The 10694-nt window shown below is 45.8% G+C and carries 9 protein-coding genes; 7 read left to right on the top strand and 2 right to left on the bottom strand.

All coding sequences use genetic code 11. The features are described 5' to 3' along the window. Positions 1 to 1430: CTP synthase (locus tag A3735_RS22785; protein WP_068638711.1), on the bottom strand; the 1430-nt coding region annotated here is incomplete at its 3' end. 373 nt (positions 1431 to 1803) lie between these two features. On the opposite strand from A3735_RS22785, the gene A3735_RS22780 reads away from it, so the two are divergent. From A3735_RS22780 to A3735_RS22765, 4 genes are read left to right on the top strand one after another with little or no spacing between them, the layout of a single operon-like run. After that, positions 1804 to 2751, top strand: a complete 948-nt coding sequence (locus tag A3735_RS22780; RefSeq protein ID WP_068514114.1) for a phosphate/phosphite/phosphonate ABC transporter substrate-binding protein — start codon at positions 1804 to 1806, stop codon at positions 2749 to 2751. Continuing rightward, on the top strand, positions 2741 to 3490 hold the full coding sequence (locus A3735_RS22775) for a (Fe-S)-binding protein (RefSeq protein ID WP_068514112.1): 750 nt from the start codon (positions 2741 to 2743) through the stop codon (positions 3488 to 3490). The genes A3735_RS22780 and A3735_RS22775 overlap by 11 nt, the downstream gene beginning before the upstream one ends. Then, the gene (locus A3735_RS22770; RefSeq protein ID WP_068514109.1) at positions 3483 to 4901 is read left to right on the top strand and encodes a LutB/LldF family L-lactate oxidation iron-sulfur protein; all 1419 of its coding nucleotides are present in this window, start codon (positions 3483 to 3485) and stop codon (positions 4899 to 4901) included. The genes A3735_RS22775 and A3735_RS22770 overlap by 8 nt, the downstream gene beginning before the upstream one ends. Then, positions 4898 to 5584 carry a lactate utilization protein gene (locus A3735_RS22765; RefSeq protein WP_068633692.1) on the top strand — a complete coding sequence of 229 codons (687 nt, stop codon included), beginning with the start codon at positions 4898 to 4900 and terminating at the stop codon, positions 5582 to 5584. The genes A3735_RS22770 and A3735_RS22765 overlap by 4 nt, the downstream gene beginning before the upstream one ends. 4 nt (positions 5585 to 5588) lie before the next feature. Here A3735_RS22765 and A3735_RS22760 read toward each other — a convergent pair whose 3' ends face one another. Further along, entirely contained in the window at positions 5589 to 7787 is a 2199-nt protein-coding gene (locus A3735_RS22760) for a histidine kinase N-terminal 7TM domain-containing protein (RefSeq protein ID WP_197475715.1), read from the bottom strand. 224 nt (positions 7788 to 8011) lie between these two features. Between A3735_RS22760 and A3735_RS22755 the strand changes: the two genes are divergently transcribed. The 3 genes from A3735_RS22755 to A3735_RS22745 all read left to right on the top strand — a co-directional run. Then, positions 8012 to 9004: an ABC transporter substrate-binding protein gene (locus A3735_RS22755; protein WP_068516798.1), complete on the top strand. Its 993-nt coding sequence runs from the start codon at positions 8012 to 8014 to the stop codon at positions 9002 to 9004. Next, on the top strand, positions 8994 to 9908 hold the full coding sequence (locus A3735_RS22750; protein ID WP_068516795.1) for an ABC transporter permease: 915 nt from the start codon (positions 8994 to 8996) through the stop codon (positions 9906 to 9908). Before A3735_RS22755 ends, A3735_RS22750 begins: the two co-directional genes overlap by 11 nt. Beyond that, positions 9905 to 10694: ABC transporter ATP-binding protein (locus A3735_RS22745; protein WP_068516793.1), on the top strand; the 790-nt coding region annotated here is incomplete at its 3' end. The genes A3735_RS22750 and A3735_RS22745, both read left to right, overlap by 4 nt.

The raw sequence follows: 10694 nt of genomic DNA, 5'->3' as shown, positions 1-10694 counted from the left end.
AGAATATTATTATTCACTTCATAACGGTGACGATGACGTTCAATGATCACTGGCTTGCCATAACTTTCGAAAGCCTTAGAACCCTGAACCAGATTACACTCCTGAGCACCTAAGCGCATGGTTCCGCCCAAGTCTGAACCCGCATCACGTTGCTCTACAGCTCCGCTGGCATCTTTCCATTCAGTGATCAAACCTACTACCGGGTTTTCGCAGCCTTTATCAAATTCAGTACTATGCGCATCAGCCAAACCAGCGACATGACGAGCATATTCAATGACAGCAACCTGCATACCTAAACAAATACCTAAATATGGAACCTTGTTTTCACGCGCAAACTTAACTGTCTGAATTTTACCTTCAACACCACGATTACCAAAACCACCGGGCACTAGAATTGCGTCCACTGACTCTAGAACGGCAGTACCTTCATCTATAATTCTCTCGGAATCAATATACTCAATATTAACCTTGGTGCGCGTACGAATTCCTGCATGCTTAAGCGCCTCGATTAGAGACTTATAAGCGTCAAGTAATTCCATGTACTTGCCTACCATGGCAATGGTTACTTCGTTTTCCGGACTGGATTCAGCTTCAACCACTGAATCCCACTCTGTTAGATCGGCCTCATCACACTCCAGACCAAATCGTTCTACGACAATTTGATCCAAACCATGTTCATTCAGCATACGTGGAATCAGGTAAATGCTGTTTGCATCCTGTAATGGGATAACGGCGCGCTCTTCTACGTTGGTAAACAAAGCAATCTTGCGGCGAGATGATGCATCAATCTCGTGATCAGAGCGACAAACCAGAATATCGGGCTGAATACCGATAGAGCGCATTTCTTTTACGGAATGCTGGGTCGGCTTGGTTTTGGTCTCACCTGCGGTTGCAATATAAGGCACTAGAGTTAAGTGCATAAACAGCGCACGCTGGGAGCCCACTTCAATCTTTAACTGTCGCACTGCTTCCAAAAAGGGTTGCGACTCGATATCCCCAACTGTGCCGCCAATTTCAACCAAGGCGACATCATAGCCGTTAGCACCTTCAACGATGCGGCGTTTGATTTCATCAGTGATATGAGGAATTACCTGGACTGTTCCACCTAGATAATCGCCACGTCGCTCTTTGCGAATGACGTCTTCATAGACTCGACCACTCGTAAAGTTATTTCGCTTGGACATCGTGGTTCGAATAAAGCGCTCATAATGCCCCAAATCCAAATCAGTTTCGGCACCGTCTTCGGTAACAAATACTTCACCGTGCTGAAAAGGACTCATCGTGCCTGGATCCACATTTATATATGGGTCCAGTTTAAGCATTGTTACTTTCAGCCCTCGAGCTTCTAAAATAGCAGCCAATGAAGCTGAAGCGATGCCTTTCCCTAAGGAGGATACAACACCACCTGTCACGAAAATAAAACGTGTCATGCAAATCCCGTCAATATCTCAGACAAAGAGCTTTCCATACCTTGCGCCACGCAAAGTTCAGTTAACTCAAATATTTATGTAGAAGGGGGAGATTTTCATCTCAAGATGGGGCGCCAGATTACCAGAAAGCGAGGTTTCACTCAAACTAAATGTGCGTTCAATCACAGCTAATATCTCTTCTGCAAAGGCCTCATAGCTAAATTAAATTTATAGTACCTGGCCTGGCAGAGGCTGACATTGTCTTTTATCATAAACATAAGCCAAAAAATGGAGCTAATTCGTGTATCGCCCCCACCCCCAAACTCATGACAATTCAATAGTGCCCAGCGCTCTGAAAAAGTCGAAAGCAGGCTTTTCGTGCTCAGCAATAGCCGTGGTTTCAAGCCTATTATTTATACTGTCCTTTTCATTAAGTTCAGCCTTACATGCCAAACCTTTAATTGTCGGCGTTGCGCCCTCGTTCCCCAAACCCGTTGCCGAACTGGAAGCTCTTGAAAAACAGATCGTTAAGAAAAAAAGCAAGTTTGCGGTGAAACAAAAGAAGCTAGACCAACAACTCAGCTATGCAACATCAAGCAGCTCTCTTCCTACTAAAACAGTAGCATGGCAAAACGTAATTTCTTTTTTGGAACAAGCCTCGGGAATTGAACTTAAATATGAAGCTGCCAGCAGCCAACTCGATTTTGAATTAAAACTGGCCAAAGGGCATTACGACCTTGCCTACACTACCCCTTTGCAGTTTCATGCATTTAAAGAGTTTCCGGGCTACCAGGCCCAGGTCAAACGCAAGTCACAGCCAATCAGAGGGCTAATATTCGTTAAGAAAACTGGACCAATTAAGACCTTGGCAGAACTAAGAAATGCAACCATTGCGTTTCCTGGCTTGCTAGATTTTGCCGCCAGCGTAGTGCCGAGAGAAAGCCTGAATAAACTTAACTTCGATATCATCCCCCAGTTTTTATCTAGTCAGTCAGAGGTCTACAAAGGCGTCGCTAATGGGGATTACATCGCCGGTGGCGGAACTGATGAGAGCTTTAGAGCACTCCCCCCTGAAATACGTAGTCGCCTGAGAATGCTCTGGGACAGCCCCGGGTTTTCTCCCTACCCTCTTATCGCACACCCTCGCGTCGATTTTTTCTCGCTCACCAAGTTAAAGCGGGCGTTTGTGAATATGATTAAAGATGACGAAGGGGAAAAGCTTCTCAAGTATATTTTTGTTGAAAACGGCTTTGAGGTTGCTAAAAACAGCGACTGGGATGAAATTGGCCTGATCGACCTCCATATCCTTAACGGTACTTCGAAAAAATCTCATGCAGAGTAAACAGGCCTACCTCTTTGGAACTTGCCTAATAGATTCCTTTTACCCGGAATCAGGTATGGATGCGATTGCTCTGCTTGAACTATGTAATTATCAAATAGTATTTCCTCAAGCGCAAACCTGCTGCGGACAGCCTCCCTATAATTCGGGTGAAGCAAGCCCAGCCAAAGATGTCGCCTGGCACACCATTCAGGTTTTTTCCGACAAAAAGTTACCTGTTATCGTACCTTCAGCCTCTTGTGCGGCCATGATCAAGCATCACTACCCGACTCTCTTCGACACGGGTTCCACAGAGCATAAACAAGCAATAGAGCTGAGCTCGAGAACCTACGAGCTTATCGAGTTTCTAGAGCCCATCCTCCCATACAATAAGCAAAGCGACAGCTCCCACACTCATATCAGTCTTCACCGATCCTGTAGCGCCCTTAGGGAGATGGAAGTCGCAGAACCATGGCTATCAATTCTAAGAAAGCTAGATGGCGTCGAGGTATCCTTACCAACACTAGAGCAGGAGTGCTGCGGATTTGGGGGAACCTTTGCTATCAAGTCTCCTGAGATTTCTGCCGCCATGACAGCAGACAAATGTGAGCACTTACTATCACCAAATCCTCAGTCTATATTAAGCGGTGATTGTGGCTGCCTTTTGAATATTAGCGGACATATCAAGCATTCAGGCGACAAGCGTCCTTGCACCCATATCGCGAGATTTATTGCTCAGCGTTTTGGAATACAACATGACTGACGACGCGCACTCAAACTTCGCCACTCGCATAAAAAGCGCACTAGAAGATACGCAGCTACGCTCCAACTTCCGCGGCGCCATGGACTTTCTACGCAATAAACGCAAACAAGCCTTCAGTGATGAAGAGGAATGGCAAACCCTTAGAGAACAAGGTGCAGCAATAAGACAGAACGTCGTCGAGCGTTTACCTGAACTGCTAGAGCAACTAGAACAACAATGTAGCAATAACGGCATTCAGGTACATTGGGCAGAAACCGGGATCGAAGCTAACCAAATTGTTCTCGACATAGCACAACGTCGCAAAGCCAAACTTGTTATCAAAGGAAAGTCGATGGCGAGCGAAGAAATCGAATTGAACAATTTCCTCCAGAGCCATAATATTGAAGCCATTGAATCGGATATGGGGGAGTACATTGTGCAGATTGCCGATGAAACACCGTCTCATATCATCATGCCCGCCATCCACAAAAACAAACAGGAAATTGCTCAACTATTTGAAAAGAAGCTCAAGTTGAAATGCGACCCGAACGACGTTGATGGCATGATTGGTCTGGGTAGAAGAATCCTCAGGGATAAATTTGAAAAAGCAGACATTGGCATTTCGGGCGTCAACTTTGCTGCTGCCGAGTCAGGTACGCTTTGCCTGGTAGAAAACGAGGGTAATGGACGCTTATCTACCACAGCTCCTCCGGTGCACATTGCAATTATGGGCCTGGAAAAAGTTATTCCAAGCCTGAGAGAACTACCAACACTACAACGCCTTCTCACTCGTTCCGCAACCGGCCAACATATCACCAGCTACCTCAACTTGATTAGCAGCCCGCGTCAAGCAGGAGAACTTGACGGCCCCGAGGAAGTTCACTTAATTATTCTCGACAATGGCCGCTCACTCATCCAACAAGATCCGGAGCTGAAAACCACTCTCGCTTGTATTCGCTGTGGTGCATGCATGAATCACTGCCCGGTCTATACCAAAATAGGCGGACATGCTTACGGCACAACCTACCCCGGCCCTATTGGGCAGGTTGTTATGCCTCAACTTAAGGGTATGGCAAGTCATGGGGAGCTTCTAAATGCCTGCTCCCTTAATGGCGCCTGCGGGGAAGCCTGCCCAGTAGATATTAAACTGCCTCAACTTATCCGTAGTTTGAGAAACAAACAACAAGCTACTGGCTCGACGCTAAAGGTAGAATCGTGGATCTGGCGTTTGTGGAAAGTGATCCATACCCACCCCAAACTCTATCGCCTAGTCACCAAGCTCATGGGCGCCTTACCTTTCATCAGCACTTGCTACCCAAAAGCATGGCGCAATACCCGAACACCGGCTCGCCCAAGTGCACGTACCCTTCACGAGAGGCTAAAGCATAGCCATCAAAAATTTGATGGACAAAGCAAGGAGCCACGCCAATGAACCAAGCTAAACTGAACATACTCTCACGCCTAAAACGCTCCAAGGGTTTTAAAGCACCAGAACGCGAGGGTTTGCCTAGCTCCCATAGAAGTCGTAGTGGTATTGTTCAAGCTGAAGATTTGCTTAGGCAGCTGATCTCAAAACTAGAAGAAAATCACGCAGAAGTACATCGAGTTAGCGCGTTTAAGTGGAAAACAACACTTACTGACATCATGGAAAGAGAAAAAGCCAAGCACTGCTTATTAGGGAATAATCTTGCATACCAAAGCGAAATTGAACAAGCTCTGCGCCTTCATAATAATAACATCAGCATTACACGCTACTCACAAGCTTATGAAACCCTTCGGGAAACCTTATTCCATAACATCGATATCGGCATCACCCTTGCACAGGGAGCAATAGCCGAAACCGGAACCTTATTGCTGCTGCCAAATAAAGACGAACCTAGAATGATGTCGCTTGTGCCACCAATACATCTAGTGCTACTACAAGAGGATCAAATCTACCCGGATTTATCAAGTTTGCTCAATGATGAACCTTGGGGTCAATGCGAGAAAATGCCAAGCAATGTTTTGTTTATTTCCAGCCCGTCGAAAACAGCAGATATACAACAAACACTAGCCTATGGCGCTCATGGACCCAAAAAGCTGATTGTCTTAGTTCAAGAAAACGCAGAGATATAGAGTGCTAAGGAGCAACGCTCAGCTCATCCAGAATCGATTCACTATCACCGCCTCCCGTTCTTAAACAGGGGAAAACCAATAGAATTTCGGTGCATTGCTCCGAGTCAGTGGAATAACTTATCGCCCCCCCTAAAGCGCTCATGACCCGTCGATAATAGACGGTCGCCAGATCAAGGTTAGATGAATCTTCATCCACAACTCTTAAACCTTCTAGCTGAGAACGCTGAACACCTTCTTTATAACGCAATAATAATACATTACGGCCACCCTCAACCCGACTATCAATAGTGATCTCTTCGCCTTTAGCCACGACAGAGTGATTGATGGCCGTTTTTAGTATGTTAAACAAAGCATAAATCAATAACCATTCATCACCTTTGAACAAGAAGTCTTGGCGTAAGTCTGTTCGTATTCTCTCTCGCTCTCCTGGCATAAACACATACTCTGCCAAACTCTTCGTTACTACACTCTGAATTGAAAGCACCTTGAAGGTACTTACATCGATGGGTTCATCCTTCACCAGACCTAGACTCATGTCGATCACCTGAGCACTTCGCGCGATAGCCACATGAGCTTGGCTATAGGGACTATCTAAATATCTCTCATCTTTTAGCTCCGCTCGTACCAATGCAGCATGTTCAACAAAGGCATGTAATTGATCTAAAGGCCCTCTCATGTCATTGGCGATATTACCGGCCAAAGACTGCAAACTCTGCATTTTTTGAAATAAGAAGCGCTGCTCCTGGAAAGCCTGACGGCGAAAAAACTCTACACGCTCAATGAGTCGACCCAATTTAGACGACAAAGCCTGTAACCTCGACTGATCTTTCAAACGCATGTCAGATTTACTGACGACGACTAAGAGCATTCCCCTAAAGTCACTATTTGCAACAACAGGCAAACCCAGCATCTCGCGTCCCGGCACCATTTCGACCCAATCATAGGCAGCATCGAGCTGCTCAGTTGACATAATTTCAACCATTTGGGCGTTAAGCGTTCTTTCCTCAGCCTCACCCTGCAGGTGCACGTTTATAGAAGAGGGTAAACGATCATGGCGGCGTCCATCACTGCCGCTAAATAGTATGCGTTGATAGTTTCTCTCAGCGCTCAGGTCATTCGCATCAAAGCGCTCCAACTCTTTCCTGGATAAAGTTCGCTCCAATAGAACCCTATCCAAATACCATGCATAGTGATGGATATAGCTTTGTTGCTCAAAAAACTGCCGAAGAATTGGCAACATCGACTCAAAGTCATCAGATTGATCTAGCTGATACATTAGGTCTCGAAAGTGCCGCTCAGCATCAAGTTTCTGACGAACCAGGACTTTATCTGAAAACGCTTGTAAGCGAGATTTCATCGCTGCATAAAATTCACAGGAACAGATGGTGATAAGAACCAGAAATACAGTCTGAGAAACACTCAAATACGCTTGATCTATAAAGATGCCACCTTTAAGCATTAAAACCACGAAACCAACGATGCAAATGTAAATCATCAAACGCGTGATAACAAAACTCAGCGTCTCGGGCAGTTCAAGTAGGTCATGTTTCAATACTGCGTAGGTAGATATCACCACCATAAGGGCGACTGAAAGTAAGCCATAAGGCGGTATATTGATATCAAACTCAAGAGAAAGCGTCATCCCACCCCCTAAAAAACCCAGGGCAATCGTCATGATCAGATAGTCTAACTTTAACTTACCTGAGCGGGTTGTTTCGGCTCTCTCTTGCAGTAGGACATATAGAGTATGCCCAATAATCCCGGCAAAAAATACCGGAAACGGATAGAACAAGTTCCCCCCTACAGGGAACCAGAAAGCATCAAAACGAAAGCTGGGACTGTGTAGAAAATGCTCTGGAGCGATAAATATCAAACTCAAATAGAGAAGCGATAAAAGATAGTATGAGAAAGAAACACGCTCGTAGGCATGTTGCTTACCCACAAAGCTTACAACAAAGTGAAACAACAAGACCGGAAGGAATAACACGACTGAGTTAGCACAACGTGCCCAAAACAAAGCTTGTGAAGGCTCGTTGGTAGACATTCCAACGAACAAGCTAAAAGACCAGAGAGCCAAGAGCGTACAGATTAGGCCAAAAAGAATCGACCCTCCCTGGCGTTTTGCCGATAAGCAAAGTACTGCACTGGCTGTACTCAATAGAGCGCAAACCAGACTAATAAAAGCAAAATTGTTCCATACCACAACGGTCACCCTGACCTTAACATTCCTGATCCTATGTTCAGCATGGGCTGTGACGGAATAATATTACCCCTATTCGAATAGTTGCCTTTAGCTGTACATAATCTAAACAGGCATTATCCTCCCAGAATCGCTTGGCCGCAAGCTAACGATTGATTACCATGCAAAAAATAAGAAGCTTTAGCCACTTTTATCGCTTCATGACAATAATTTGATGGATGCAATTAATGAAACACTTCTTATCCTGGCCCCGCAAGTCTCTATTCAACCTACTGCTAGTATCATATCTAGCGAGCCTTCTATCCTTTAATACGCTTGCCACTCCAGAAAGTAAGCACGTTGCAATCACCCAGATTGTTGAGCACCCTGCCCTTGATGCAGTGAGAAAGGGCGTTAAGGATGTCCTCGCCGAGCATGACTGGAAAGACGGAGAAAATCTTAAGTGGGATTACCAAAGTGCACAAGGCGCACCGGCAACTGCAGCCCAAATAGCCAAAAAATTTGCAGGCGACAGGCCGGACGTATTTGTAGCTATCGCCACCCCTTCAGCCCAGGCTGCGGTTGCCTCTGCCAGAAATACCAACATAGTTTTTAGCGCAGTGACCGATCCTGTTGCAGCCAAACTGGTGAAGTCTTGGGAGCAACCGAGCAAAAACGTTACAGGCGTGTCGGACCTAACACCGATAAAACTGCATTTAGAGATGATTAAAGAGGTCCTCCCTGCCAGTAAGCAACTCGGTATTATCTACAACCCAGGAGAAGCTAATTCTGTTTCACTTCTCAAGCTAATCAAGCAACATGCTGAAGAGCTGAACCTTCAAGTAATTGAAGCAGTCTCCCCCAAGTCCTCGGATGTGCAAACTGCAGCTCGTTCATTACTCGGCAAGGTTGATGCAATTTACCTCCCTACAGACAACACAGTCATCTCTGCTGTAGAAGGTATCATCAAAATTTCTGAGCAAGCAGACATTCCTGTTTTTGCCGGCGACACCGATAGTGTCGCTCGTGGCGCCATCGCGGCCTTGGGGTTTAACTACTATGAAGTGGGCCGACAGACAGGCAAGATCGTTGTGCAGATTCTTCAAGGCCAATCACCTGCTGATATTCCGGTTCAAGGTGTCATGAATACAGAGTTGTTTGTTAATCCTGGCGCAGCAAAGCGTATGGGCATAACACTTTCGCCAGAGTTTATCTCTAAGGCTAAATCACTTGTTGAATAGTTTTGCCTTATTCGGCGCCTTAGAAACCGGCTTCATTTTTGCGCTGGTCGCATTTGGAGTCTTTCTTTCTTTTCGAATCCTGGATTTTCCAGACCTTACTGTTGACGGGTCTTTTCCCTTAGGGGCCGCTGTCGCCGCGGCACTGATTGTTGCTGGCGTAAACCCTCTTATCTCGACGCTCTGCGCTTGCTTAGCCGGCGCCCTTGCAGGCTCAGTGACAGCGATATTAAATGTGAAACTAAAAATTTTGCATTTACTTGCATCAATCCTGACTATGATCGCGCTTTATTCCATTAACCTGCGAATAATGGATGGCCCGAACATCGCGTTGCTCGGCGTTGATACCTTGTTAAGCCCGCTAGATAAGCTAAGTATTGCTACTTATGAGATTCCTTATTATGTCGCCTACCCAATTTGCTTCGGTATCATTAGTCTTATTACTTTCACCCTGCTTTTTATGTTCCTGCGTAGTGAAATTGGTTTAGCAATGCGCGCTACAGGCTCTAACCCCAGAATGGCTCAGGCCAATGGCGTCAATACTTGGTTAATGGTTATTCTTGGGATGTCACTATCTAATGCCCTTGTCGCCCTGGCAGGCGCTTTATTTGCTCAAAGTCAGGGTAGCGCTGATGTAACCATGGGGGTCGGCATCATTATTATCGGCCTTGCGTCTGTGATAGGCGGCGAAGCCTTGATTGGCCCGAAGAACCTGTTTCGCTGGATCCTTGCCTGCCTGATTGGCTCACTACTCTATCGCCTGGTTATTGCCGTGGCACTTAACGGTGAATTATTAGGCCTTAAAGCTCAAGATCTCAATTTGATCACGGCTATTTTGGTAACGCTCGCAATTGTTGCCCCAAATATCAAAAGCGCCATTAAAGCACGCACGAGGTTCGGCCAATGATCTCAATGAGCAAGGTAGATGTTAGTTTTAATCTCGGCAGCCCCTTAGAAAACCATGTATTAAAGGGAATCGACCTGACTATTCCTAAGCATCAATTCATTACAGTTATTGGCAGCAACGGTGCAGGTAAATCAACCTTACTGAACGCCCTGTCTGGTGAAGTCGCTGTTCAAACAGGACAAATTCACTTAGATGATCAAGACATCACTAAGCTTCCTGTACATAAAAGAGCCCGATGGATAGCGCGAGTCTTCCAAGACCCCTTAACTGGCACCTGTGAAGACCTGACGATTGAGGAAAACCTTGCACTAGCGCAGGCACGCACCTCACGAAGGGGGTTACAGCGAGCCGCTCGAAGAGAGTTCAAACAAAGCTTTATTAATAGGTTGAAGAGCCTGGAGCTTGGCCTGGAATATCGTTTAGAAGATAAAATTGGACTGTTGTCAGGCGGTCAACGACAAGCGGTCAGCCTCCTAATGGCAGCGCTTCAACCTTCAAAATTACTACTGCTTGACGAACATACTGCTGCCCTGGACCCGAAAACAGCCAAATTTATCCTTAACTTAAGCGAAGAGATTATTCGTAGCGAAAAACTAACTGCCTTAATGGTTACACACAGCATGAATCAGGCCTTAAGCGTTGGCGATAGAACCTTGATGCTTCATCAGGGCCAGGTTGTTCTTGATGTCAGTGGCAAGCAGCGCGAAGGTATGAACAGCCAAGACTTACTGGATCAATTCCATAAGAATCATGACGCCTTGGATGACGATAAATTAGTACTTTCCT

The organism is Oleiphilus sp. HI0061 (assembly GCF_001635675.1).
Note: the sequence above shows the minus strand (reverse complement) of the source record. Positions and strands in the feature narration are given on the sequence as shown.

Bases quoted from the DNA above. Each gene is read 5' to 3' on its own strand.
- A3735_RS22755 (WP_068516798.1), top strand. From the start codon at position 8,012: ATGAAACACTTCTTATCCTGGCCCCGCAAGTCTCTATTCAACCTACTG.
- A3735_RS22775 (WP_068514112.1), top strand. From the start codon at position 2,741: ATGCAGAGTAAACAGGCCTACCTCTTTGGAACTTGCCTAATAGATTCC.
- A3735_RS22765 (WP_068633692.1), top strand. From the start codon at position 4,898: ATGAACCAAGCTAAACTGAACATACTCTCACGCCTAAAACGCTCCAAG.
- A3735_RS22770 (WP_068514109.1), top strand. From the start codon at position 3,483: ATGACTGACGACGCGCACTCAAACTTCGCCACTCGCATAAAAAGCGCA.